General features: G+C 65.3%; 22 protein-coding genes and 1 rRNA gene. 16 read left to right on the top strand and 7 right to left on the bottom strand.

Translation table 11 applies throughout. From position 1 onward, the window contains the following. Positions 1-69 precede the first annotated feature (69 nt). The 5 genes from rrf (at position 70) to NK8_RS20265 (ending at position 4,753) form a co-directional block, all read left to right on the top strand. Positions 70-182: ribosomal RNA gene (gene rrf / locus NK8_RS20285) — 5S ribosomal RNA — on the top strand. A gap of 175 nt (positions 183-357) precedes the next feature. Further along, positions 358-1,002, top strand: a complete 645-nt coding sequence (locus tag NK8_RS20280; protein ID WP_162067815.1) for a hypothetical protein — start codon at positions 358-360, stop codon at positions 1,000-1,002. A 30-nt stretch (positions 1,003-1,032) separates the two neighbouring features. Then, positions 1,033-2,073, top strand: coding sequence for a LacI family DNA-binding transcriptional regulator (locus tag NK8_RS20275; RefSeq protein WP_213229265.1), 1,041 nt, complete (start codon positions 1,033-1,035; stop codon positions 2,071-2,073). Positions 2,074-2,190: 117 nt separating this feature from the next. Next, positions 2,191-3,975, top strand: a complete 1,785-nt coding sequence (locus NK8_RS20270) for an IlvD/Edd family dehydratase (RefSeq protein WP_213229263.1) — start codon at positions 2,191-2,193, stop codon at positions 3,973-3,975. 10 nt (positions 3,976-3,985) lie between these two features. After that, a complete protein-coding gene (locus NK8_RS20265) occupies positions 3,986-4,753 on the top strand; it encodes an SDR family NAD(P)-dependent oxidoreductase (RefSeq protein ID WP_213229261.1) in 768 nt (255 codons plus the stop codon). Positions 4,754-4,780: 27 nt separating this feature from the next. Here the strand turns inward: NK8_RS20265 and NK8_RS20260 are convergent, their stop codons facing one another. After that, positions 4,781-5,113, bottom strand: a complete 333-nt coding sequence (locus NK8_RS20260; RefSeq protein WP_162067812.1) for a hypothetical protein — start codon at positions 5,111-5,113, stop codon at positions 4,781-4,783. Between the two features lie 321 nt (positions 5,114-5,434). On the opposite strand from NK8_RS20260, the gene NK8_RS20255 reads away from it, so the two are divergent. The 8 genes from NK8_RS20255 (at position 5,435) to NK8_RS20220 (ending at position 15,282) form a co-directional block, all read left to right on the top strand. Beyond that, positions 5,435-6,565 carry an MBL fold metallo-hydrolase gene (locus tag NK8_RS20255; RefSeq protein ID WP_225936292.1) on the top strand — a complete coding sequence of 377 codons (1,131 nt, stop codon included), beginning with the start codon at positions 5,435-5,437 and terminating at the stop codon, positions 6,563-6,565. A gap of 188 nt (positions 6,566-6,753) precedes the next feature. Beyond that, positions 6,754-8,319: a methyl-accepting chemotaxis protein gene (locus tag NK8_RS20250; RefSeq protein WP_301549882.1), complete on the top strand. Its 1,566-nt coding sequence runs from the start codon at positions 6,754-6,756 to the stop codon at positions 8,317-8,319. Between the two features lie 24 nt (positions 8,320-8,343). Next, entirely contained in the window at positions 8,344-8,814 is a 471-nt protein-coding gene (locus NK8_RS20245; protein ID WP_213229255.1) for a chemotaxis protein CheW, read from the top strand. Then, positions 8,811-10,136, top strand: a complete 1,326-nt coding sequence (locus NK8_RS20240) for a protein-glutamate O-methyltransferase CheR (RefSeq protein WP_213229253.1) — start codon at positions 8,811-8,813, stop codon at positions 10,134-10,136. Before NK8_RS20245 ends, NK8_RS20240 begins: the two co-directional genes overlap by 4 nt. Then, positions 10,133-10,867, top strand: a complete 735-nt coding sequence (locus NK8_RS20235; RefSeq protein WP_213229251.1) for a chemotaxis protein CheW — start codon at positions 10,133-10,135, stop codon at positions 10,865-10,867. The genes NK8_RS20240 and NK8_RS20235 overlap by 4 nt, the downstream gene beginning before the upstream one ends. Next, positions 10,864-13,122, top strand: a complete 2,259-nt coding sequence (locus tag NK8_RS20230; RefSeq protein ID WP_213229249.1) for a hybrid sensor histidine kinase/response regulator — start codon at positions 10,864-10,866, stop codon at positions 13,120-13,122. The genes NK8_RS20235 and NK8_RS20230 overlap by 4 nt, the downstream gene beginning before the upstream one ends. After that, positions 13,119-14,117: a chemotaxis response regulator protein-glutamate methylesterase gene (locus NK8_RS20225; protein ID WP_213229247.1), complete on the top strand. Its 999-nt coding sequence runs from the start codon at positions 13,119-13,121 to the stop codon at positions 14,115-14,117. The genes NK8_RS20230 and NK8_RS20225 overlap by 4 nt, the downstream gene beginning before the upstream one ends. Before the next feature lie 46 nt (positions 14,118-14,163). After that, positions 14,164-15,282: a diguanylate cyclase gene (locus NK8_RS20220; protein ID WP_162067804.1), complete on the top strand. Its 1,119-nt coding sequence runs from the start codon at positions 14,164-14,166 to the stop codon at positions 15,280-15,282. A 94-nt stretch (positions 15,283-15,376) separates the two neighbouring features. On the opposite strand, the gene NK8_RS20215 is transcribed toward NK8_RS20220, so the two are convergent. The 5 genes from NK8_RS20215 to clcA form a co-directional block, all read right to left on the bottom strand. Continuing rightward, positions 15,377-15,538, bottom strand: coding sequence for a DUF1328 family protein (locus NK8_RS20215; protein WP_008352793.1), 162 nt, complete (start codon positions 15,536-15,538; stop codon positions 15,377-15,379). Positions 15,539-15,741: 203 nt separating this feature from the next. Further along, positions 15,742-15,912, bottom strand: a complete 171-nt coding sequence (locus tag NK8_RS20210) for a hypothetical protein (RefSeq protein ID WP_162067803.1) — start codon at positions 15,910-15,912, stop codon at positions 15,742-15,744. A 302-nt stretch (positions 15,913-16,214) separates the two neighbouring features. Beyond that, positions 16,215-16,829 (bottom strand): LysE family translocator, encoded by a 615-nt coding sequence (locus NK8_RS20205; RefSeq protein ID WP_162067802.1) that lies wholly within the window; start codon positions 16,827-16,829, stop codon positions 16,215-16,217. A gap of 141 nt (positions 16,830-16,970) precedes the next feature. Next, complete coding sequence (locus NK8_RS20200) at positions 16,971-17,999, bottom strand: aldo/keto reductase (RefSeq protein WP_162067801.1); 1,029 nt, start codon at positions 17,997-17,999, stop codon at positions 16,971-16,973. Between the two features lie 34 nt (positions 18,000-18,033). Next, positions 18,034-19,386, bottom strand: coding sequence for a H(+)/Cl(-) exchange transporter ClcA (clcA, locus tag NK8_RS20195; protein ID WP_213229245.1), 1,353 nt, complete (start codon positions 19,384-19,386; stop codon positions 18,034-18,036). Positions 19,387-19,493: 107 nt separating this feature from the next. On the opposite strand from clcA, the gene NK8_RS20190 reads away from it, so the two are divergent. From NK8_RS20190 to NK8_RS20180, 3 genes are all read left to right on the top strand, one after another. Next, on the top strand, positions 19,494-21,794 hold the full coding sequence (locus tag NK8_RS20190) for a VTT domain-containing protein (RefSeq protein WP_213229243.1): 2,301 nt from the start codon (positions 19,494-19,496) through the stop codon (positions 21,792-21,794). Next, the gene (locus NK8_RS20185; protein ID WP_213229241.1) at positions 21,791-22,537 is read left to right on the top strand and encodes an endonuclease/exonuclease/phosphatase family protein; all 747 of its coding nucleotides are present in this window, start codon (positions 21,791-21,793) and stop codon (positions 22,535-22,537) included. The genes NK8_RS20190 and NK8_RS20185 overlap by 4 nt, the downstream gene beginning before the upstream one ends. 211 nt (positions 22,538-22,748) lie before the next feature. Further along, positions 22,749-23,210 carry an HU family DNA-binding protein gene (locus NK8_RS20180; RefSeq protein ID WP_061175489.1) on the top strand — a complete coding sequence of 154 codons (462 nt, stop codon included), beginning with the start codon at positions 22,749-22,751 and terminating at the stop codon, positions 23,208-23,210. Positions 23,211-23,321: 111 nt separating this feature from the next. On the opposite strand, the gene NK8_RS20175 is transcribed toward NK8_RS20180, so the two are convergent. Beyond that, entirely contained in the window at positions 23,322-24,221 is a 900-nt protein-coding gene (locus NK8_RS20175; protein WP_213229239.1) for a LysR family transcriptional regulator, read from the bottom strand. Between the last annotated feature and the right edge of the window lie 4 nt (positions 24,222-24,225).

Raw genomic sequence — 24,225 nt, 5'->3', positions numbered from 1 at the left:
CCACCCGAATACTTTACCGCTTCTTCCCAGATTGGTTGTGCGCCCACAGGCGCTCAACAACAAGTCATGCCTGATGACCATAGCGAGTCGGTCCCACCCCTTCCCATCCCGAACAGGACCGTGAAACGACTCCACGCCGATGATAGTGCGGGTTCCCGTGTGAAAGTAGGTAATCGTCAGGCTCCTCATGCCGTAAAACAAAAACCCCACCCCGCAAAGGTGGGGTTTTTGCGTTTCTGGCGGCGATTTGCACGCGATAGTCCGTTCCGACACCATCCCCTCTCCGAATACGCGATTTCTGTCGGTAGAATGGCACCGAAGGTTGTATCCGTCATGCCGACCCTTCCCGGAGCGCACATGAGAACGAGCCTGTTGATTGCCGCCGTCAGCGCCGCATTGCTTGTCGCGGCGTGCGGCAAGAAAAACGACGCAAGCGAGTCCAGCCTGGGCGACGCGATTTCCGCCGACATGAAAACCAACCGCGGCCTGCTATGCCTGAATCGCAGCGGCCGTGGGCCATACGCGTTTCCATCGGCTTATAGCAGCCGGGACCTCAACGAGTATTCGGCCGCCGCGCTGCGCGAGCAGCTCGCCGCGCTCGAGAAGACCGGGCTCATCGCTCGCGCCGCGCCGACGCCGGCGAACGCGAACGCCAAGCAGAACGGCATCGCGTATAGCTTGACGGGCGAGGGGCAGAAGTACGCGGTCGAAACTACTCGGCCCGCTGGCGACCCCAACGCCACCAATGACCCACGCGCCTGGATGATCTGCTACGCGCATGTCAAGCTGGACAAGGTCGTAGGCTGGACCGAGCCCGACCCCACCGCGCACCGCTCGGATGTCACCTATACCTACAAGCTCGAAAACGTCGCGCCCTGGATGGACGATCGCGACATCAAGCGCGCCTTTCCCGACGTGACCGCCGCCGATCGCGAAGCCGGGGAAACGAAGCTGCACATCATTCTGGAGCAGCGTCAGGACGGTTGGGTCCGGGTCGACTGAAACCGCCCACTCGATACCGAACTTCGACGCATGGCCAACTCCGCTTTCGATCCCTCCGCTGGGCCGCCGCGCATGTCCGACGTCGCGCGCCTCGCCGGCGTATCGAAGATGACGGTATCGCGCGTGCTCGCCGGCCACAGCGTCGCGCTGGCGACGCGCGAGCGCGTGCAAAAGGCGATCGACGAGCTCGGCTACGTCGCCGATGCCGCTGCCGGGGCGTTGTCGTCGGGGCGATCGGAATTCGTCGCCGTGCTGGTGCCGTCGCTCGCGAGCTCCAACTTTTCCGACACGGTGCGGGGCCTTTCCGCATCGCTCGAGCCGCACGGCCTGCAACTGCTGATCGGCGACACGGACTACCATCTCGATCGCGAGGAGCGGCTCGTGCGCTCGATGCTGCGTCATCAGCCGCGCTGCATCGCGCTGACCGGCTCGCGTCATACCGAAGCGACGTGCACGCTGCTGCGTCGCGCGGGCGTGCCGGTGGTGGAGATGTGGGACTCGCCATCAGATCCGATCGATGCCGCCGTCGGTTTCTCCAATGTCAGCGCGGCGAAAGAAATGGTGCGTTATCTGGCGAATCAAGGCCACGAGCGCATCGGTTTTCTCGGCGGAGCGAGCGAACTGGACCGTCGCGGTCTGGATCGCCTGAGAGGCTTCCGCGCGCAGATGAAGGCACTCGGCTTCGACGACGAACGCATCATACGTCTGGGCGATTCGCCGATCACGATGAGTCACGGCGCCCCGGCGATGGCCGCGCTGCTCGAAACCTGGCCCGACACGCAGGCCGTGATGTGCGTGAGCGACATGTCCGCGTTCGGCGCGATAATGGAATGTCACCGGCGCGGCCTTGCGGTGCCTGACGATATCGCCGTTGCGGGCTTCGGCAACTTCGAGGTCGCCGCGTGCTGCACGCCATCGATCACGACGGTTTCCGTCGACGCATACGGCATCGGCCTGCGCACGGGCGAGACCTTGCTCGCTGCACTGGAGGCGCACGAGCAGGGCATCGTCAGACCGGCAGGCAAGCGCGTGCGCGTCGGGTATTCTGTCTTGCCTCGCGAGAGCGCCTGAGCCGGGCAAGCCGCGAAGGGGGTGCTAACATTGCCCGAAATGTTACCGGTAACGTCACTACAAACAGCAGCGTCGGCGATCGTGCCGAACGACTGTGGATCACGGAGAGACAATCCCATGTCCCAACACAATCCCAAGCGTCTGCGCAGCCAGGAATGGTTCGACGATCCCTCGCATGCCGACATGACCGCGCTATACGTCGAGCGCTTCATGAACTACGGCCTCACGCGCGAGGAGCTGCAGTCGGGCCGCCCGATCATCGGCATTGCGCAGACGGGCAGCGACCTCGCGCCGTGCAATCGTCACCACATCGAACTCGCTGCGCGCACGAAGGCGGGCATTCGCGACGCCGGCGGCATCCCGATGGAGTTCCCCGTTCACCCGCTCGCGGAGCAGAGCCGCCGCCCGACCGCGGCGCTCGATCGCAATCTCGCGTATCTCGGCCTCGTCGAAATCCTGCACGGCTTTCCGCTCGATGGCGTCGTGCTCACGACCGGTTGCGACAAGACCACGCCCGCCTGCCTGATGGCGGCCGCGACCGTCGATATGCCGGCGATCGTCCTGTCGGGCGGTCCGATGCTCGATGGCTGGCATGAAGGCAAGCGCGTCGGCTCGGGCACGGTGATCTGGCACGCGCGCAATCTGCTCGCGGCGGGCGAGATCGATTACGAAGGCTTCATGCGTCTGACGACGGCATCGTCGCCGTCGATCGGTCATTGCAACACGATGGGCACCGCGCTCTCGATGAACAGTCTCGCCGAAGCGCTCGGCATGTCGCTGCCGACATGCGCGAGCATTCCCGCCGCGTATCGCGAGCGCGGGCAGATGGCGTATGCGACTGGCAAGCGCATCGTCGAGATGGTTCGCGAAGAGTTGAAGCCGTCGACGATCATGACGCGCGACGCGTTCATCAACGCGATCGTGGTGGCGTCCGCGCTCGGCGCGTCGACCAACTGCCCGCCGCATCTGATTGCGATCGCGCGGCACATGGGCATCGAACTGAGTCTCCACGACTGGCAGATCCACGGCGAGCAAGTGCCGCTCATCGTGAACTGCATGCCGGCGGGTGAATATCTCGGCGAGAGTTTCCATCGCTCGGGCGGCGTACCTGCGGTGATCCGGCAGCTCGACGAGGCCGGACTCATCAGACGCGACTGTCTGACCGTATCGGGCCGCACGATCGGCGAGATCGCACACGATGCCCCCGCCGCCGACAACGAAGTCATCCGCACCGCCAGCGATCCCTTGAAGCACGGCGCGGGCTTCATGGTCCTGTCGGGCAATTTCTTCGATAGCGCGATCATGAAGATGTCGGTCGTCGGCGACGCATTCAGGAAGACCTATCTCAGCGAGCCAGGCGCGGAAAATACCTTCGAAGCGCGCGCAATCGTCTTCGACGGTCCCGAGGACTATCACGCACGCATCAACGATCCCGCGCTCGAGATCGACGAGCGTTGCATTCTCGTCATACGCGGCTGCGGCACCGTGGGCTATCCGGGCAGCGCGGAAGTCGTGAACATGGCGCCGCCCGCGGAGATGATCAAACGCGGCGTCGATTCGCTGCCCTGCATGGGCGATGGACGGCAAAGCGGCACGTCCGCGAGCCCGTCGATTCTCAACATGTCGCCGGAAGCGGCGGTGGGCGGCGGTCTCGCGCTGCTGCGCACGAACGACAGGATTCGCGTCGACCTGAACGCGCGCAGCGTGAACATCTTGCTCGACGAAGCCGAACTCGAAAGCCGCCGCGCGCAATCCGCATTCGCCGCGCCCGCCGCGCAGACGCCGTGGCAGGAGCTGTATCGTCAGACGGTGGGACAGTTGTCGACGGGCGGATGCCTCGAACCCGCGACGCTGTATCTGAAAGTGATCGAAACGCGCGGCAATCCGCGTCATTCACATTGAGCGAGCCGCCATGTCCTACGCCATCTATCCGAGTCTTGCGGGCAAGCATGTCGTCGTGACGGGCGGCGGCAGCGGCATCGGCGCGTCGATCGTCGAGGCCTTCGCGAAGCAGGGCGCGCGTGTGTTTTTCATCGATGTCGCCGAGGCCGATTCGCGTTCGCTCGAACAGTCGCTCGCCGGCGAAAAGCATGCGCCAACGTTCTTGCATTGCGATCTGCGCGATACCGCGGCCATCGAAAAAACGTTCGATGCCATCGCGAACGAAGCCGGCACCATCGACGTGCTGGTGAACAACGCCGCAAGCGACGACCGCCATCAGTGGGACGGCGTGAGCGCCGCGTATTGGAACGAGCGCATGGCCGTGAACCTGCGGCATCAGTTCTTCTGCGCGCAGGCGGCGGCGAAGCGCATGCGCGCGAACCAGCGCGGCGCGATCGTGAACATGGGCTCGATTTCATGGCATCTCGCGCTGCCGGATCTCACGCTCTACATGACCGCGAAGGCCGCGATCGAAGGGCTCACGCGCGGGCTCGCGCGCGAACTCGGCGCGCACGGGATTCGCGTGAATACGGTGATTCCGGGCGCTGTGCGCACGCCGCGCCAGATGAAGTTATGGCAGTCGCCCGAAAGCGAGGCGCAGGTCCTCGCGCAGCAGTGCCTGCACGAGCGGATCGATCCGGAGCACATCGCGCGCATGGTGCTGTTCCTCGCATCCGACGATGCGGCCCGCTGCACCGCGCGCGATTATTACGTCGATGCCGGGTGGTTCGGCACGTAACGCGTTACGTCACGCAAGCCGGCCGGTTCAGATACGCGCATCGCGCCGGCGCGCCGTCTTCGGTGTCGCCTTGATTGTCGGCATCGTGCCGGTTTCGATGTAGTGCTGCACGGCGTCGGCAGCCTCGTCATAGCCGCGCTCATCGAGCCAATGCCACACTGCCGCGAGAAACAGCCCGAGACTCGCATGACCGCAATGGGCGATGACCTCCGCGATGCCTTCCGCGAGCGCCTCGTTACGGCCCTCGGGACGCATCGCGCTCGCAACATGCGATGCGGCGCGCGATACGAGCATCGCGTGCATCGTATGCAATTGCGGATTGAACGTGCTGATTGCGTTTCTTCTTTGACTGCCGCCCATGGGGCCCCCCGTCTACAGCGTGCTGCGTGCCCGGATGCGATACCCGCATCGAAAAGAAGAGCACGCGCCGCGATTGGTTTTCGAAAGCGCCTTGTTGCGACGCCGGGGTGCGTTTAAGCAAGAAGCGGGCCGTCGCGTTGCCGCGGCGTGCAAATTTGTCGGCTTCGCCTTGCATGGCGCGGCAGTCCCGGCGTGGACATCGCTCGGACAAATGCGCGTGAAAAGACGGCTCAGCATGCATTTCGTACAATCGGATGTCGCGCGCAGCGCCCAATCCCTCAAAACATGCGCCTGCCATCCTCTTTTTCGATCGATCTGCTCATGCGACAGTCCCACGCCGCGTTGTGCGCGCTCACGCTGCTTGCGGGCTGCGCGTCGGGTGCGCCCGCACAAAGCGAGGAAACCGCGTCCGTCGCGCAGTCGCAACTGCCGCAACCGCTGCACCACGCAAAGCGCACCGCCTCGGGCTATGAGAACAATTACGGGCATTTGCCGCGCGAGTCGTTTCTGAAGTGGCGCTGGGAGCGCTTCACGCAAGGGCTGCCGAAGCCGCCCGCGAATGGCTACGCCTTCCCGATGGCGCACCCCGACATCGCCTGGCTCAAGGCGAATCGCACCGCCGATACCCTCACGTGGATCGGTCATGCGAGCGCGCTGGTGCAGATCGACGGCGTGAACATCCTCACCGATCCGGTGTTCTCCGAGCGCGCATCGCCGTTCTCGTTCGCGGGACCGAAGCGCAAGACGCCGCCCGGCCTCACGCTCGACGAGCTGCCGCACATCGACATCGTGCTGATTTCGCACAATCACTACGATCATCTCGACAAGCCGAGCATCGAAGCGCTCAACCGGCAACCGGGCGGCCCGCCGCGTTTTCTCGTGCCACTCGGCATCATGCAGTGGATGAACGACATCGGCGTGACGAACGTCGAGGAACTCGACTGGAGCGACGAAACCCATGCCGCCGGGCTCGATATCTGGTTCGTGCCGAGCCAGCACTGGTCGGCGCGCACGCCGTTCGATCGCGCGGAAACGCTGTGGGGCGGCTGGGTCGTGAAGACGCCGGCGGGCGCCGCGCATCCGTATTCGTTCTACTTCGCGGGCGACACCGGCTATTCGCCGGATTTCCGCGATATCGGCGCCCGTTTCGGCGGCTTCGATCTCGCGCTCATTCCGATCGGCGCCTACGACCCGCGCTGGTTCATGCACGCGCAACACGTCGACCCGGAAGAAGCGGTGCGCATGTTCCAGGACGTCCGCGCAAAGAAGGCGATCGGCATTCACTGGGGCACGTTCGAACTGACCGATGAGCCGCTCGACGAGCCGCCGCGCCGTCTCGCTGACGCCGTGCGCAGCGCCGGCCTCCCCGCCGACGCGTTCACCGTGCTGAAACACGGCGAAATGATTCAGCTCGACACGCCAAACTCAAGCGCGGCCACAATCGGCCGATAACACGGTCTGGGAGCGCGGCTTTCACGCGCCCGAATTCATCCTACAATTGAGACGCCTTCGTCATCGAGGCGGGCTCGCGGTTGCGCGCGGGGCGGCAATCGTCTTAATTTACTGATAGGGCTTATCGCGTGAAGCAACTGTCCATTCGGCATCGCATTCTGGCGAGCTTCGGCATCATCCTTACCCTGATGCTGGTCATGGCCGCACTGTCCTACACGCTGCTCGGCGGGATCGACCGGGAAGCCAAGAGCCTCGAAGACGATTCGATGGTCGGCGTCTCGCTGTCCAACGATCTGCGCGCGGCGTGGTTCGAGAACTACACGCTCACGCAACGGCTCGTCTTCATCGACAACGACGCGGAGCAATTGCGCCGCGACACGCAGCGTCTCACCGAAACGCGCGCGGCCATCGACAAGCTGATGGACACCTACGTGCCCACCATCTTCGAAGATGAAGACCGCCGTCTCTTCAACGATTTCAAGCGTCAGCGCGAGCTCTACGTCCCGCTTCAGGATCAGACGCTGCGCGAACTCGCGAGCTCGAAGGACGCGGCCGTCGCGACCTTCAACACGCGTCTGACGCCGGTATGGGAAGCGGGACAGACCGCGACGCGCGCGCTCGTCGACCACAACGAGACCTTCAACGCGAAATCGGTGGAAAGCATTCGCGGTTCGGTGCAGAAGTCGGAAGTCGCGCTCGCCGTCATGATGCTGGTCGCGATCGCGGTGGCCGCGGTGCTGGGCTTCCTGCTGATGAAGGCGCTGACCGTGCCGATGCTGCGGCTCGTCGATGTGGTGGACAAGATGCGTACCGGCGACCTCACGCAGCGGCTCGCGCTTGCGCGCCGCGACGAATTCGGCACGCTGGAATCGGGCTTCAACCGCATGACGGACGAATTGACGGGCCTCGTCAGTCAGGCGCAGAAATCGGCCGTGCAGGTGACGACATCGGTATCGGAAATCGCCGCGACCGCGCGCGAGCAGCAGGCCACCGCGAGCGAAACGGCCGCGACGACGACGGAAATCGGCGCGACGTCGCGCGAAATCTTCGCGACCGCACGCGATCTCGTGCGTACCATGAACGAAGTGTCCGGCGTGGCGGAGCAATCGGCGACGCTCGCGGGCACCGGTCAGGTGGGACTCACGCGCATGGAGGAAACCATGCGCCTCGTGATGGAAGCGGCGGGCTCGGTGAACGGCAAGCTCGCGATCCTCAACGAGAAGGCGGGCAACATCAATCAGGTGGTCGCGACCATCACGAAGGTTGCGGATCAGACCAATCTGCTTTCCCTGAACGCGGCGATCGAAGCGGAGAAGGCGGGCGAGTACGGGCGCGGCTTCGCGGTCGTCGCCACGGAAATCCGCCGTCTCGCGGATCAGACCGCGGTCGCCACCTTCGATATCGAGCAGATGGTGAAGGAGATTCAGTCCGCTGTCGCCGCTGGCGTGATGGGCATGGACAAGTTCTCCGAGGAAGTGCGCCGCGGCATGCTCGACGTGCAGCAAGTGGGCGGTCAGCTTTCGCAGATCATCCACCAGGTGCAGACGCTCGCGCCGCGCGTCTCCATGATCAACGAGGGCATGCAGACGCAGGCGACCGGCGCGGACCAGATTTCGCAGGCGCTGTCGCAACTGTCGGAGGCCGCGCAGCAGACGGCCGAGTCGCTGCGCCAGTCGACGCAGGCGATCGACGATCTCACGCACGTCGCCAACGGGCTGCGTACCGGCGTGTCGCGCTTCAAAGTGGCCGCGTGACACTGACCACTTAAAGACGCCGCGATGCTCTTCATCCAGTTCACGCTCGGCTCCGACCGCTATCTGCTCGACAGCGCGCAGATCGAGCGCATGCTGCCGCTCGCGCCGCTGAAGGCGCTGCCGGGCGCGCCCGAGTGGGTCGCGGGCGTGCTCGACTACGAAGGCGCGAGCGTGCCCGTCATCGACATCGCCGCGCTCGCGCTCGCGCGCGCGTCGCGGGAAAGGCTCTCGACGCGCCTCGCGCTCGTCACCTATCCGCGGCGCGGCGACGATGGCGCGACGACGCATCATCGGCTCGGCCTTCTGCTCGAACAGGCGACGCGCACTGTCGCGTTCAATACCGCTTCTTTCAGCGACGCGGGCATCGACACGCCGCACGCGCGCTACCTCGGCCCGCTCACCCGCGACGAAGCGGGGCTGCTGCAATGGGTGCGAATCGAGCATCTGTTGCCCGACGATGTTCAGGCGCTGCTCTTCGCCGGAAGCGACGCATGAGCGCCATTCCAAATCTTTTCGCCGATGCGACCGTTCACGGCGAGCCCTACGGCATCGGCCGCTTCATCGACCTGCTGCATGGCGCGATCGGTCTCGATGCCGAATCGATCGGCGCGAACTCGGTGTCGCGCGCGGTGCGCGAGCGCTACAACCTGTGGCGCGATCAGCATGGCGGCACGCTCGACGACTACTATTGCGCGATCACGCATGATGCCGCACGCATGCAGGAACTCATCGAAGCGGTCGTCGTGCCGGAGACCTGGTTCTTCCGCGATCCGGAAGCCTTCGCCGCGCTCGCGCGGCTTGCGCGCGTGCGTCTGCACGAACGGCCCGCGAAGCCGCTGCGCGTGTTGAGCGCGCCGTGCTCGACGGGCGAGGAAGCGTATACGATCGCGATGGCGCTGCTCGAGGCGGGCATTCCCGCCGAGCGCTTCACGATCGATGCGATCGATGTGAGCGAGCGCGCACTCGGTATCGCCCGCCGCGCGCACTACGGACGCAACGCGTTTCGCGGCCGCGCGCTCGATTTTCGCGACCGGCATTTCCGCGCAACCGATGGCGGCTGGCAACTCGATCCCGCCGTCGCGCAAAGCGTGCGTTTCGCGCAGGCGAACCTTCTGCATCTCGACACGCACGCATTCGAGCGCTTCGATTTCATTCTGTGCCGCAACGTGCTGATCTATTTCGATCGCGCCACACAATGCGCCGTCCTGCGCGTGCTCGATGGCCTGCTCGCCGAAGGCGGCACGTTGTTCGTCGGGCCGGCGGAGACGGGGCTTCTGATGCGCGAGGGCATGAGCTCCGCGAACATACCGCTCGCGTTCGCGTTCAATCGGGCCGAGCGCGAGCGTGTCAGCGTCTTCGATGCCGCATGGCCGACTCTGCCGGCTGTGAAGACACCGCCGCCGATGAAGTCCGCGTTCGTGTTGCCCGCGTGGGCCAGCGCGCCGCTCGCCGTGCGCCCGCCGCCGGTTGCGAAGCCGCGTGAAGAAACGCGCGTTCAGCCCGAGCCGCCGTACGACCTCGCGCATGCGCGCGAACTTGCGGACGCCGGTCAACTCGACGCCGCGGCACGTGCAGCGCATGCGTATCTGAACGCGCATCCGTCGAACGCGGATGCCTACTATCTGCTCGGCGTGATCGCCGATGCGCGTGGCGAGCATCATGCGTCGCGAGGCCATTACCGTCGCGCGCTGTATCTCGATCCCGCGCATCGCGAAGCGCTCACGCATCTCGCCGCGTGCCTCTCGCTCGACGGCGATGAAAGCGGTGCGCGTCTCCTGCTCGCGCGCGCCGGCCGCGTCACCGGGAGCACGCGATGAACGCACGCGACATCAAAATCACGATCGACATCGACGATTGCTGGAACCGCATCGGTGTGCGCGGGGATATGTCGTGCCCGAAACTCGAGCGCCATGTCCATTGCCGCAATTGTCCAGTGCACGATGAAGCGGCCGCACGCGTGCTCGATCGCGTGGAAGCGCGCACGTCGATCGAACAGACGCATGCGGCATCGTCGGACAGCACGCGCGACGGCGATGAAACCGGCACGCTCTCGTGCCTCGTATTTCGTATCGGCGGCGAATGGCTCGGCCTGCCGACGACCTGCTGCGCGCAAGTCGCGCAACTGCGTCCGGTGCATTCGCTGCCGCATCGCCGGAACCGCGCCGTGTCGGGCGTCGTGAACGTGCGCGGGCGTCTGCTCGTATGCGTATCGCTGGCGCGGCTTTTCGGCATCGAAGAGACCGCGGTCAAAACCGTCTCGGGCCATCAGGCCGTCGATGCGCGCGAACTCGGGCGTCTGCTCGTCATCGAGCGCGCGCGAAGCCCCGATCATCACGGCAACGGCGAGCACGAAGGCCCGATCGCCTTTCCCGTCGATGCCGTCGACGGCGTGCATCGCTTCACGCGCGCGCAGCTTCAGCCCGTGCCCGCGACGCTCGCGCAGCGCCTGTCGTCGCACGCGCATGCGGTGGCCGCATTCAAGGACGCGACCGTCGGCCTGCTCGACGCCGACCGGCTGATCGACAGCCTGAACCGGAGCCTGACATGACGAGCATCGATCCGGGCCGCTCGTCGCTGCTCGAACTCTTTCAGGAAGAAGCGCGTGGCCAGGCGCAGATTCTTTCCGATGGCCTCATCGCGCTCGAACGCGCCCCGCGCGATCCCGTCACGCTCGAAGCGAGCATGCGCGCCGCGCATTCGCTGAAGGGCGCGGCGCGCGTGGTCGGCGTGCCGGTGGGCGTGACGCTCGCGCATGTGATGGAAGACTGCTTCGTCGCGGCGCAGGACGGGCGCGTCGTGCTCGATGCGGGTTATATCGACATGTTGCTGCGCGGCGTCGATCTGATCGTGCAGATCGGCGAGGCACAGGACATCGACGCACAAGCGGCGCTCGAACGCGAAGTGGATGCGTTCGTCGAAGCGCTCAACACGCGTATCGAAGGCAACGAAGCGCCGCAGCAAACAAGCGATCTTTCGCTCGAACTCACGCTCGTAAAGCCCGTCGACGAGACGCCCGAGCCCGTTGCGGTGCCGGCGCGCACGAACGACGCCCGCATGTTGCGCATGCGCGCCGACACGCTCGACCGCCTGTTGAGCCACTCGGGCGAATCGCTGGTCGAATCGCGCTGGCTGAAGCCGTTCTCGCAATCGATGCTGCGCGTGAAGCGCATTCAGCACGATGCAAACCGCGCGCTCGAACGTCTGCACGAAACGCTGAATGAAACGAACGCCGCGCAACTCGACGCGCGCGCACACGCCGCGCTCGACGAAGTGCGGCGTCTCACGGCCGAAGCGCACCGGCAACTGAGCGAGCGTCTTGCCGAACTGGAGAACTTCGACCGCCGCTCGACGCATCTCGCGCAGCAGATCTACGACGAAGCGCTCGCCTGCCGCATGCGTCCTTTCGTTGATGCGACCGGCGGCTTCGCGCGCATGGTGCGCGATGTCGCGCGCGGACTCGGCCGCGACGTGCGCCTCGTCATTGCGGGCGAGACGACGCAGGTTGATCGCGACATTCTCGATCTGCTCGACGCGCCGCTCGGTCATCTGTTGCGCAACGCGGTCGATCACGGCATCGAGGAACCGTCGCTCAGACGCGCGCTCGGCAAGCCGGAGACCGGCACGATCACGCTCGAAGCGCGCCATAGCGCGGGCTCGCTTTTCATCAGCGTGTCCGACGACGGCGCGGGTGTTGATCTCGATGCGCTGCGCCGCTCGGTCGTGCGCAAGAACCTCGCAAGCGAAGATACGGCCGCGCGTCTCACGGAAGCCGAGCTGCTCGAATTCCTGTTCCTGCCGGGCTTCTCGATGCGCGACGCCGTCACCGACGTATCGGGCCGCGGCGTCGGTCTCGATGCCGTGCAGGACGTCGTGCGGCAAGTACGCGGCAGCGTGCGCGTGACGCAGGAGGCGCTCGCGGGCACGCGTTTCACCTTGCAATTGCCGCTCACGCTGTCGGTGATCCGCAGCCTGATCGTCGAAGTGGCGGGCGAGCCTTATGGCCTGCCGCTCGCGCATGTCGTGCGTACGCTGGTGCTGCCGGCGAGCGCCATCGACATGCTCGAAGGCCAGCAGCATTTTTCGTTCGACGGCAAGCGGGTCGGCCTCGTCACCGCGCATCAGATCCTGCAGACGGCTGTGTTCGAAGCCGCGAGCGACGCGCTCAACGTCGTCGTGATCGGGCAGGGCGCGGCGAGCTACGGCATCGTCGTCGACCGCTTTCTCGGTGAGCGCATGCTGGTCGTGCAACCGCTCGACAAGCGGCTCGGCAAGGTGCGCAACATCGCGGCGGGCGCGCTGATGGAAAACGGCGATCCGCTGCTCATCGCGGACCTCGACGACTGGCTGCGTTCGGTGGAAAAACTCGTCGGCAGCGGCGAGCTCGGACGCGTGGGCGCGGGGACATCGCGTGCGAGCGTCGCGGCAGCCAAGCGCGTGCTCGTCGTCGACGATTCGCTCACCGTGCGCGAGCTCGAACGCAAGCTGCTCGCGTCGCGCGGCTATGACGTAGCGGTGGCGGTCGACGGCATGGACGGCTGGAACGCGGTGCGCGGCGAGCGCTTCGATCTGGTCATCACGGATATCGACATGCCGCGTCTGGACGGCATCGAGCTCGTCACGCTCATCAAGCGCGATGCACAACTCTCCGGCCTGCCGGTGATGATCGTGTCGTACAAGGATCGCGCGGAAGACCGTCAGCGCGGCCTCGATGCGGGCGCTGACTATTACCTCGCGAAGGGCAGCTTCCACGACCAGGCGCTCATCGACGCGGTGCGCGATCTCATAGGCGAGGCGAAATCATGAAGATCGGCATTGTGAACGACGTTTCGCTGGCCGTGGAAGCGCTGCGGCGCGCGCTCGCCGCACGGCCCGACTTCGAGATCGCGTGGGTCGCGCACGACGGTCAGCAGGCCATCGACTATTGCGCGACGCATACGCCCGATGTCGTGCTGATGGATCTCGTGATGCCGAACGTCGATGGCGTGCAGGCGTCGCGCACGATCATGGCGCGCTCGCCGTGCGCGATTCTCGTCGTGACCGTCGATGTGGGCGCGAACGCGTGGCGCGTCTATGAAGCGATGGGCGCGGGCGCGCTCGATGCCGTCGATACGCCCGCGCTCGCCGGCGCCGATGCGCGTCGCGGCGCGGCGGCGCTGATCGCGAAGATCGATCAGATCGGCGCGCGGCTCGCGTCTTCCGGCGCATCGTCCGTCATCGCGACGAGCGTGCCGAAAAGCGCTGCGCGGCTCGTCGCGATCGGCGCATCGGCGGGCGGACCGTCCGCGCTCGCGACGCTGCTGGGCGCGCTGCCGAAGCATTTAGCGGCGGCAATCGTCATCGTGCAGCACGTCGATCGCGCGTTCGCCGAAGGCATGGCGCAGTGGCTCGACGCGCAATCGGCGTTGCCCGTGCGCGTCGCGCGCGAGGGCGACAAACCCGTGCCGGGCGAAGTGCTGCTCGCCGCGACCAACGATCATCTGCATTTTGCCGATGCCACGCGCCTCGGCTACACCGCGCATCCCGAGCAACTGCCTTACCGGCCTTCCGTCGACGTGTTCTTTCAGAGCGTGACCGAGCGCTGGACCGGCCGCGCGATCGGCGTGCTGCTGACGGGCATGGGCCGCGACGGCGCGATCGGCCTCAAGGCGATGCGCGCGAAGGGCTATCACACGATCGCGCAGGACGAGGCGACGAGCGCGGTGTACGGCATGCCGAAGGCGGCGGCCGCGCTGAATGCGGCGGTGTCGATCCTGCCGCTGCCGCGCATCGCCGACGCCATCGCCACGGCATTCGACTGACATCGCAACGCACTTAACGATAAGCATCCGACAAAAGGACACGTTCATGAAACTTCCTCATCCCGATCCGCTGGCCGAGCGCGCGCAACGGGCCGCTGCAGCGGCGGCGGCGAGCATCGAACGCGCGGGTTCGCGCGCGATGGTGGACGAGCGCGCCGTGTCCGATCTGCTCGCCGCCGCGCTGAACGCGCCGTCTGCCGCCGAGCTGCCGGTGATGGTGCTGCTTGTGGACGATCAGGCGATCATCGCGGAGGCGCTGCGTCGCGCGCTCGCGGATGAGGCGAACGTCGATCTGCATTACTGCGCAAATCCCGAAGAGGCGTTGCGCACCGCGCAGGAAACCCGGCCGACGGTGATCCTGCAAGACCTCGTGATGCCCGGCGTCGATGGTCTCACGCTCGTGCGCCAGTATCGCGAGCATCCGGCGACGCGCGATATTCCGATCATCGTGCTGTCGACGAAGGAAGAGCCGCGCATCAAGAGCGCGGCCTTCGCGGCGGGCGCGAACGACTATCTCGTGAAGCTGCCGGACACGATCGAACTCGTCGCGCGCGTGCGTTATCACTCGCGTTCGTATCAGAACCTGTTGCAGCGCGACGAGGCGTATCGCGCGTTGCGTCAATCGCAGCAGAAGCTGCTCGAAACGAATCTGGAATTGCAGCGGCTGACGCATTCGGATGGTCTGACGGGCCTGTCGAACCGGCGTCGTCTCGATGATTATCTGAGCGCCGAATGGCGTCGTGCGTCGCGCGAGCGTGCGGCTATCGGCTTCCTGATGATCGATGTCGACAACTTCAAGTCGTACAACGATACCTACGGACACGTCGCCGGCGACGACGTGCTCAAGCTCGTCGCGCATACGATCGAATCGAGCCTCAACAGCCCGGCCGATCTCGCCGCGCGTTTCGGCGGCGAGGAATTCGCGGTGGTGCTGCTGTCGTCGTCGGCGCCCGGCTTGCGTCTGCTCGGGGAAAAGATTCGCATTGCGGTTGAGTCGCTCAATGTGCCGCACACGGGTTCGGCGAGCGGGCGCGTGACGATCAGCATCGGCGGCGCCACGCAAATGGCCTTGCACGACGATGCATCGAAACAGCTCGTGGAAGCGGCCGATCTCGCGCTGTATCGTGCGAAGCGGGATGGGAAGAATCGGGTGATCATCACGTGATGTGATGTGCTTCGAACTTCGAAGCATGAAAAAACGCGCGGCCTTCGATGAAGCCCGCGCGTTTTTTTTCAAGGCGCTTGTCAAACGATGACCGTCATCGCCTGAACACGCCGAGCAGCAACGTCGCGAGAAAGATCACGATAAAGATGAAGAACAGAATCTTGGCGATTTCCGCCGCGCCCGTCGCGATGCCGCCGAAGCCGAAGACGGCCGCGATGATCGCGATGATGAAGAAGATGACAGCGTAACGAAGCATGAAGCCCTCCGGTGGGATCGGTGGATCGGTTGATTCGCATGCGGGTCGATGCCGCCGCTCGCTCATCAGGTTCTTGCTGCGCATCGTTCAAAGCAACGGTCGTGCCCAGCGAATCGGGTCCACGATGCAAAAACGCCGCAACGATGAACGTTGCGGCGTTGCGGATCACGCCTGCATCAGCGCGATGGGCCCGGCTGTCGAGGCTAACGGCCTAGTGTGCGATCGGAGTCGGAATCATCGTCGATGTCGTCTTCGTCATCGACGCCATTAAGCGCATCCGGCAGGTTGTTCTCCAGTTCATCGCGCTCGATCTGATCGGCTAGGTCGAGGGATTTGCGCGTGGCGGGACCGGATGGGCGATTGGCTCCAGACATGGCGTACTCCTTGAACAGATTTCAAAGCCGCGCCGACGATTCGGCGCGAACCAACGGACTAGCAAGGCTTGTACGCGCCGGACTGAAACGCCGCCTTAAAGGATCGCTTAAGGATCACGCGATGACCATTCGGGCGGCAAGGTGGACAGACAGTGCCGATGAGAAGAAACGCAGTCCCAATCTTGCAAGCGGGACGGCAGATTTTGCGTGCCGGCGCGTCAGGTCAGTATGCACCGGACCGGCGGCGAAACAAAGGGGCTGCGCGCTTTTTGCTCGCGCAGCACTTCGTTTCCCTTCGCGCTTCAATCGAAGAAATGGGCAACGATCGGATACAGCGACAGCACCAGCAGCACGGCCATCGTGATGTTGAAGATGCGCAGCCAGCGCGGGTTGGCGAGAAACCGCCGCAACGACATGCCGAACGCGGCCCACATCGTGATGCACGGCAAGCCGATCACGACGAGCACCAGCGCCATCAGCGCGGCATTCAGCGAGAGGCTCGCGTGCAGATGGATGGTAGTCGCCGCGGTGAGCACCATCATCCACGCCTTGGGATTGATCCACTGGAACGCGATCGCTTCGTGAAAGCGCATCGGGCGGGCCTGGCCATCGCGCATCTGCACCGATGACGACGTGCCGATCTTCCACGCCAGATACAGCAGATACGCAACGCTCGCCGCTTCGAGCACGGTGTAGAGCAACGGCACGCGCTCGAACGCCTGCGCGAGCCCGAGACCGACCGCGATCATCAGAATCGCCATGCCCGCGCTGATGCCGAGCACATGCGGCACCGTGCGCTTCAGGCCGAAGTTGACGCCCGAGGCCAGCAGCATCGTGTTGTTGGGGCCGGGCGTGATGGTCGTCACCAGCGCGAACAGCGCGGCGGCAGGCAGGGCGTTGAGAAGTTCGGTAGGCATTGGCGCGCTCCGGGCAATGAAAGACTCGATGAGCGCCAAGTGTACGGGAGCTGTCCGGTACAGTACCGGTACAGATCGGCAGCGGACTTCCGGTACGGATCCCGAGCGTGGCGGGCATCCCCCGCCACGCTTGCCCGAGACTCACACCGGGAACGGATTGCGTTCCGCGAAGCCTTGCTGATGCCAGTACGGATACGCCGGCCGCACCGTGCTCGCCTCGTCGAGCTTCTTCACCTGCTCGGGCGTGAGATTCCAGCCGGCCGCGCCGAGGTTCTGCCGCAGTTGCTCCTCGTTGCGCGCGCCGATGAGTACCGTCGCCACCGTCGGGCGCTGCAGGAGCCAGTTGAGGGCGATCTGCGGCACCGTCTTGCCGGTCTCCTCGGCGATGGCGTCGAGCGCATCGATCACGCGGTAGAGATACTCGTCCGGCACCGGAGGCCCCATGTCAGCGGTCTTGTGCAGGCGGCTCGTCGCGGGCAGCGGCTGGCCGCGGCGAATCTTGCCGGTCAGACGCCCCCATCCGAGCGGACTCCACACGATCGCGCCGACGCCCTGATCGATGCCGAGCGGCATCAGCTCCCATTCATAATCGCGGCCGATGAGCGAGTAGTACGTCTGGTTCGCGACGTAACGCGCATAACCGTAACGTTGCGCTACGTCGAGCGATTTCTGCAGATGCCAGCCGGAGAAATTCGACACGCCCGTATAGCGGATCTTGCCCGCGCGCACGAGATCGTCGAGGGTGGAAAGCGTTTCCTCTACGGGCGTTTTCGCATCGAAGCCGTGCAGCTGGAACACGTCGATGTAGTCCGTCTGCAAGCGCTCGAGCGCCGCGTTCACCGCGCGGATGAGATGAAAGCGCGACGAACCGACGGAATTCGGGTCGTTCTCGTCGAAGCGGAAGGTGGCCTTGGTCGAGATGATGGCCTTGTCGCGCCGGCCCTTGAGCGCTTCGCCGAGAATCGATTCCGATGCGCCGCGCGAGTAGAGGTCGGCGGTGTCGAACATCGTGACGCCCGCATCGAGACAGATGTCGATGAGCTTGCGCGCTTCGCTCACGTCGGTCTCGCCCCACGCCTGAAAGAATTCGCCCTGGCCGCCGAACGTGCCGGTGCCGAAGCTCAGAACGGGAACCTTGAAGCCCGAAGCGCCGAGATGTCGATATTCCATTGCCTGTCCTCGTGGATGAAGTCGAATGACGAGACTACCGCAACGGTTCGTCGGATGCAGAACGCGGGCCGCGCGCCGCGCGCTCGCCGAGGGAGTCGTAGATCGGCGGCACGCGCAGCAGCATCGGCATGATCATCGCGGTGAAGCAGGCGATGAGCATCGGCAGCAGCAGCGAAAAGCTCGCCGTCATCTCCGTGACGAGCACGATGCCCGTGACCGGCGCGCGCACCACCGCGACGAAGAACGCCGCCATGCCGACCACCGCGAACGTGCTGGTGTCGCCGGCAGCGGGCGCCATGCCCGGGAACCAGTCGAAACATACGCGGCCGAATACGAGACCCGTTTGCGCACCGAGCACGAGCATCGGCGCGAAGATGCCGCCGGGCGCGCCCGCCGCGTACGAAACCGGACCCATGACGAAGCGCAGCGCGAACATCGCGAGCACGCTTGCAACGGTGCCCGCGCCGAGCAGTGCGCGTTCGGTCAGCGCGTCGCCGCCGCCGGCGAGATCCGGCGCGAACCATGCGATCAGACCGACCGCCGCGCCGACCGCCGCCGCGCGCACCGTCGCATGCTTCACCGATTCGGGGCGCGCGAGCGAATCGGCGATATCGAGCGTCCATAGAATGAGGCGGCAATAGACCGCGCCGAGCAGGCCGAGCACAGCGCCGAGCACGAGATGCGCGCCGGCCATTTCGAAGCCGGGAAACGGCTGCGCGGGCACATGAAAGTCGGGCAGATCGCCGTGCAGCAGCCGCGCCATCGCGATCGCGCTCGCCGACGCGCCGAGCGCCGCGACCGCCGTGCGCGTATCGAAGCGCCGCATCAGCTCTTCGAGCACGAACACGGCGCCCGCGATCGGCGCATTGAACGCCGTCGCCAGCCCTGCGCCCGCGCCCGCCGCGAGCAGCACGCGGCAATCGACGGTGTTGCGCCTGAATATCCTGCCGATGGCATGCGCGATCGATGCGCCCATCTGCACCGTCGGACCTTCGCGGCCGAGCGCGAGCCCCGCGCCGATGGCCAGCACGCCGCCGACGAACTTGATCGGAATGAGCACGAGCGGCGCGGGCGGAAGGCGGCCGTGCAGCACCGCTTCGACATGCGGAATGCCGCTGCCGCTCGCCATCGGCGCGAAGCGCGCGACGAGCCAGCCAGCAAGCCCTGCGGCGGCCGCTGCTGCCAGCACCACGAGTACGACCGCGATATCGTGTCCCGCGTGCGCCCACGCGACGAACGCGTTGCGCCATGCGTCGGCGCGTTCGAGTGCGAAGCGGAACAGCACGCCGATCGTGCCCGTCGCCGCGCCCACGACCACCGACGCCGCCGCGAGCGCGCCGAGTCCCGCGCGTTCGTCGTCCTGATGGGTGACTTCTTTGTTATTCATCGCGCATGTCGCTCCGGATCGGCATGTGCATCGAAGCGTAGCATCATGGCGGGCATGGCGTTTGCAAAACGAAAGTCATTTGGCCGCGAAGTGCCGTCGAGAGGCCCATGAGCCACGCAAAAGCCGATGAACCGTTTTTCCAGCCGGGACGCAATTGCGCGAGCGTGCGTCACGCGCAACGCTTCAGCCTGCTCATCGATGGCGCGGATTATTTCCGTGTGCTGCGCGAGGCGATCACGCGTGCCGAACGCACCGTATTCATCCTCGGATGGGATATCGACAGCCGCATGAAGCTCACGCCCGAAGGCGCGAACGACGGCTATCCCGAAGCGCTCGGCGATTTCCTGCACGCGATCACCGCCGACAGGCGACGCCTGCGCATCTACATTCTCGCGTGGGATTTCGCGATGCTCTATGCATTCGAGCGCGAATGGCTGCCCGTGTACAAGATGGGCTGGCGCACCAACCGGCGCATCGCGTTCCAGATGGACGGCAAGCATCCGCTCGGCGGCTCGCAGCATCAGAAGCTCGTCGTGATCGATGATCGCCTTGCATTCGTGGGCGGTCTCGATCTTACGCGCTCGCGCTGGGACACGACCGCGCACGCACCCGACGAGCCGCTGCGCCGCGATGCCAACGGCACGCCGTATCAGCCTTTCCACGATGTCCATAGCATGTTCGACGGCGACGCCGCGCGCGAGATCGGCATGCTCGCGCGCGAACGATGGGCGCGCGCATGCGGCAAGCGTCTCGCGATCCGCGCACATCGCGCGGCGCTCGTACAGGACCCGTGGCCGCCTTCACGGCGCGTCGATCTCGACGATGTCGATATCGCGATCTCGCTCACCGAGCCCGCCTATCTCGGCCGCGAACCGGTGCGGCAGATTCGCACGCAGTACCTCGACGCCATCGCGCGGGCGCGGCGCAGCATCTATATCGAGAACCAGTACTTCACATCGGGCACGGTCGGCGCCGCGCTCGCCGATTCGCTCGCGCGCGAGGACGGCCCTGATCTCGCCATCGTCGTGCCGCGCAACCAGAGCGGCTGGCTGCAGGAAGTGACGATGGGCGTGTTGCGCGCGCGCCTGCACACGCTATTGAAAGACGCCGACACGCACGGCCGTTACAGCCTGCTGTGTCCGAGCGTGCCGAAGCTCGGCGAGCAGATCGTCAACGTGCACAGCAAGCTGATGATCGTCGATGACGAATTGCTGATCGTCGGCTCGTCCAACCTGAACAATCGTTCGATGGTGCTCGACAGCGAGTGCAACATCTCGATCGACGCGGGCGCCGACGCACGCATCCGCCGCGCGATCGCGGCGATGCGCGACACATTGCTCGCTGAGCATCTCGGCTGCGAGCGCGCGGACATCGTGCGCGAACGCGATGCGCGCGGCAGCATGAACGCCGCGATCCAGGCGCTGTTGCGCGACCGCGACGCGCATCGCACACTGGTGCCGCTCGATCCGCAAGTGTCGACCGAGCTCGACCAGCTTATTCCGCCCGAAGCGCTGATCGATCCCGAAACGCCGATCGCCGCCGACGAACTCGTCGATCAGTTCGTGCCCGCGGAAAAGACGCGCCCGCTCATCGGACGCTTTGCGCTGCTCGGCGTGCTCGCGCTGATGGTCGTGGTGGTCGCGGGCCTGTGGCACTGGACGCCGCTCGGCGACTACGTGAACCTCAGATCGCTCACGCACGCGACACGCCGCGTCGACGCGCTGCCGTTCGCGCCCGTGTGGATCGTCGTCGGCTATGTGGTGGCGGCGGTCGTCTCGGTGCCGATCACGCTGCTCATCGCGACGACGGGCCTCGTGTTCGGCGCTTCGTGGGGCGGCCTCTATGCGTTTGTCGGCACGATGATCGCGGCCGCGGTGTCGTATTCGCTCGGTAGCTGGCTCGGCCGCGATGCGGTGCGCAAGCTCGCGGGCGCGCGCGTCAACCGGCTATCGGAGCGCGTGGCGCGGCGCGGCATCGTCGCGGTCGTGGTGTTGCGGCTCTTGCCGGTCGCACCGTTTTCGATCGTCAATCTCGTCGCGGGCGCATCGCATATCCGCATGCGCGACTTCATGATCGGCACGATGCTCGGCATGGGCCCGGGCATCTTCCTGACGGTCGCATTCGCGCATCAGCTCGTCGCTTCGTTGCACCATCCGACGGTCGGCTCGTTCGCGGTGCTGATCGGCATCGGCGCGGCGTTGATCGGCGTGTCGTTGCTGCTGCAGCGCTTTCTCGGCCGCACGGATCCTCACGACGTGCACGAAGGCGCGCCGAGCGATGCCGACAAGCCGCGCGCCAGCGACGAAGCGAAGCGCGCGAATGCGTTGCGCGAGAAAGGGACCATGAACGGGACCATGCCGCGCGATGCGGCATCGAAGAACGAGCGTCCCGACGAGGTCAACTCATGACGCTGATGCACGAAGCGGTCATCGAACCGGAAGGCATGAGCGAAGCACGCGCGCGCGAGCTGCGCATCGCCACCTACAACTTGCATGGCGCGATAGGTATCGACGGCAAGTTCGCACCGGAGCGCATCGGCGAAGTGCTCGCCGAGATCGACGCGGATATCTTCGCGCTGCAGGAGGTGCCGCTCGGCGGCAGCGGCTCGCCCGATGTGCTCGACGTGCTGCAACGCATGACCGGCTTGCACGCCGTCGCGGGCCCGACGCTCGATACGCCCGAGCGCCGCTACGGCAACGCGGTGCTCACGCGCTATCCGGTGCGCGCGGTGCGTACGCTCGACCTGTCGTTCAGAAGCCGCGAGCCGCGCGGCGCGCTCGACGCCGACATCGATTGCGGCGGCGAAGTGTGGCGCGTGGTCGCGACGCATCTGGGCCTCGCATCGAGCGAAAGGCGCGCGCAAGTGCAGCAGGTGCTGCAAAGCTTCGATACGCCCGCGCTGCCCGTGATCCTGCTCGGCGACCTCAACGAGTGGTTCGTTTATGGCCGCACGCTGCGACGCCTCGTCACGCACTTTCATCGCGCGAGCGCGTTGCGTACCTTTCCGACGCGCTATCCGCTCTTCGCGCTCGACCGCATCTGGGTGCATCCGGGCGAGCGTCTCATGCGTGTCGATGTGCATCGCACACGGCTTTCGCGCATCGCTTCCGATCACTATCCGCTCATCGCTCACATCACGCATCGGCGTTGATGCAACGCTTCGAAATACATCGAATAACATCGCTCATGATGCGTCGATGGCTCGCGTGTTTCAGCGACGCCACGAAAAACCCCTATAAAAACGATATAAAAGCGCAAAAGACTCGCACGAACTCGCTTGGCCTATGTAGAATCCGGCGTGATACGACGCATCGGTGCGAACGTATTCGAACATCACTGACCAAAAAACAGGTAGGAGAAACATGCCGACTTCCGCTAAAACCGCTGCCAAGAAAGCCCCGGCCAAGAAGGCCACGGCGAAGACCGCCGCCGCACCGGCGAAGAAAGCAGCAGCGCCGAAGGTTGCCGCGAAGAAAGTAGTAGCCGCGAAGAAGACCACGGGCGCTCCCTCGCCGATCAAGGATACGTTCACGAAGGCATCGCTCGCGACGCACCTCGCCGAGCGCGCCGCTGTCGACGTGAAGGCAGTGAAGGCCGTTCTGGTCGCGCTGGAAGACACCATCCTCGGCTCGATCCACAAGAAGGGCGCAGGCGAATTCACGCTGTCGGGTCTGCTGAAGATCTCCGCGCAAGCCGTGCCGGCGAAGAAGAAACGCTTCGGCAAGGACCCGTTCTCGGGTGAAGAGCGCTGGTTCCCGGCCAAGCCGGCAAGCGTTCGCATCAAGGCGCGCGCGCTGAAGAAGCTGAAGGACGCAGCGGCTTAAGTTACTTTCGCCAGCGTTGCGGCTTTGGTTTCGTCAGCGAAATCGAAGCTCGATGAAAAAGAGGCCAGCTTCCCTTCACCGGGATGCTGGCCTCTTTTGCTTTTGATTTGTTCAAGCGCGCACGTTGTATTGCGCGAAGATCTCGCTCAACCAGTCCGCAAAAACCCGTACCCGCGCGGATAGCTGACGGTTATGCGGATAGAGCACGGAGACGGGCATCGGCGGTGGCGGCAGGTTCGGCAGCACGACATGCAGGCGGCCATCGGCGAGCGCATCGTCGACGTGATAGCGCGGCACCTGAACGATGCCGAGTCCCGCGAGCGCGGCCTGCGTATACATCTCGACGCCCGTCACCGATATCGCCGCCTGCAGCTCGATCGCTTCGATGCGGTCATCGATGGCGAATTCGAGCGGCAGCACGCGCCCCGTCGCGCTCGAAACGAAGTTCACCGCGCGATGCGACGCGAGCGCTTCGAGATCATCTGGAACGCCTTCGCGCGCGAGATACGCGGCGCTCGCCACCGTCACCTGTTCGAGCAGCGCGACGCGCCGGCCGATCATCGACGAATCCTGCAACGTGCCCGCGCGCAGCACGCAATCGACGCCTTCGCGCACGAGATCGACGAGCCGGTCGTCCTCGCCGATATGCAGTTCGATGCGCCCGTAGCGTTCGAGAAACGCGGGCAGTCCCGGCATGATGAAGTGCCGCGCGAGCGTGCCCTGCAGATTCACGCGCAACAGACCCTTCGGCTCGACATGTCTGAACGAGTCTTCCGCTTCCTCCAGATCCGCGATCAGGCGCACGCAGCGCCGGTAGTGCGCCTCGCCGTCGTGCGTGAGGCGCACTGTGCGCGTCGTGCGTTCGAGCAGGCGCGTGCCGAGCCGCTCTTCCATGCGCTTCATCAGATTGGTGACGGTGGCGCGCGGTATCTGCAGATCGTCGGCGGCCTGCGTGAAGCTGTGCCGCTCCGCGATACGCACGAACACCTGCATCTCCTGGAATCGATCCATAGGC

It is taken from the genome of Caballeronia sp. NK8, assembly GCF_018408855.1.
GTDB lineage: Bacteria > Pseudomonadota > Gammaproteobacteria > Burkholderiales > Burkholderiaceae > Caballeronia.
The sequence above is the reverse complement of the archived record's forward strand: the minus strand, read 5'-3'. Positions and strand labels throughout refer to the sequence as shown.

Bases quoted from the DNA above. Each gene is read 5' to 3' on its own strand.
- NK8_RS20280 (WP_162067815.1), top strand. From the start codon at position 358: ATGAGAACGAGCCTGTTGATTGCCGCCGTCAGCGCCGCATTGCTTGTC.
- NK8_RS20275 (WP_213229265.1), top strand. From the start codon at position 1,033: ATGGCCAACTCCGCTTTCGATCCCTCCGCTGGGCCGCCGCGCATGTCC.
- NK8_RS20270 (WP_213229263.1), top strand. From the start codon at position 2,191: ATGTCCCAACACAATCCCAAGCGTCTGCGCAGCCAGGAATGGTTCGAC.
- NK8_RS20265 (WP_213229261.1), top strand. From the start codon at position 3,986: ATGTCCTACGCCATCTATCCGAGTCTTGCGGGCAAGCATGTCGTCGTG.
- NK8_RS20260 (WP_162067812.1), bottom strand. From the start codon at position 5,113: ATGGGCGGCAGTCAAAGAAGAAACGCAATCAGCACGTTCAATCCGCAA.
- NK8_RS20255 (WP_225936292.1), top strand. From the start codon at position 5,435: ATGCGACAGTCCCACGCCGCGTTGTGCGCGCTCACGCTGCTTGCGGGC.
- NK8_RS20250 (WP_301549882.1), top strand. From the start codon at position 6,754: ATGCTGGTCATGGCCGCACTGTCCTACACGCTGCTCGGCGGGATCGAC.
- NK8_RS20245 (WP_213229255.1), top strand. From the start codon at position 8,344: ATGCTCTTCATCCAGTTCACGCTCGGCTCCGACCGCTATCTGCTCGAC.
- NK8_RS20240 (WP_213229253.1), top strand. From the start codon at position 8,811: ATGAGCGCCATTCCAAATCTTTTCGCCGATGCGACCGTTCACGGCGAG.
- NK8_RS20235 (WP_213229251.1), top strand. From the start codon at position 10,133: ATGAACGCACGCGACATCAAAATCACGATCGACATCGACGATTGCTGG.
- NK8_RS20230 (WP_213229249.1), top strand. From the start codon at position 10,864: ATGACGAGCATCGATCCGGGCCGCTCGTCGCTGCTCGAACTCTTTCAG.
- NK8_RS20225 (WP_213229247.1), top strand. From the start codon at position 13,119: ATGAAGATCGGCATTGTGAACGACGTTTCGCTGGCCGTGGAAGCGCTG.
- NK8_RS20220 (WP_162067804.1), top strand. From the start codon at position 14,164: ATGAAACTTCCTCATCCCGATCCGCTGGCCGAGCGCGCGCAACGGGCC.
- NK8_RS20215 (WP_008352793.1), bottom strand. From the start codon at position 15,538: ATGCTTCGTTACGCTGTCATCTTCTTCATCATCGCGATCATCGCGGCC.
- NK8_RS20210 (WP_162067803.1), bottom strand. From the start codon at position 15,912: ATGTCTGGAGCCAATCGCCCATCCGGTCCCGCCACGCGCAAATCCCTC.
- NK8_RS20205 (WP_162067802.1), bottom strand. From the start codon at position 16,829: ATGCCTACCGAACTTCTCAACGCCCTGCCTGCCGCCGCGCTGTTCGCG.
- NK8_RS20200 (WP_162067801.1), bottom strand. From the start codon at position 17,999: ATGGAATATCGACATCTCGGCGCTTCGGGCTTCAAGGTTCCCGTTCTG.
- clcA (WP_213229245.1), bottom strand. From the start codon at position 19,386: ATGAATAACAAAGAAGTCACCCATCAGGACGACGAACGCGCGGGACTC.
- NK8_RS20190 (WP_213229243.1), top strand. From the start codon at position 19,494: ATGAGCCACGCAAAAGCCGATGAACCGTTTTTCCAGCCGGGACGCAAT.
- NK8_RS20185 (WP_213229241.1), top strand. From the start codon at position 21,791: ATGACGCTGATGCACGAAGCGGTCATCGAACCGGAAGGCATGAGCGAA.
- NK8_RS20180 (WP_061175489.1), top strand. From the start codon at position 22,749: ATGCCGACTTCCGCTAAAACCGCTGCCAAGAAAGCCCCGGCCAAGAAG.
- NK8_RS20175 (WP_213229239.1), bottom strand. From the start codon at position 24,221: ATGGATCGATTCCAGGAGATGCAGGTGTTCGTGCGTATCGCGGAGCGG.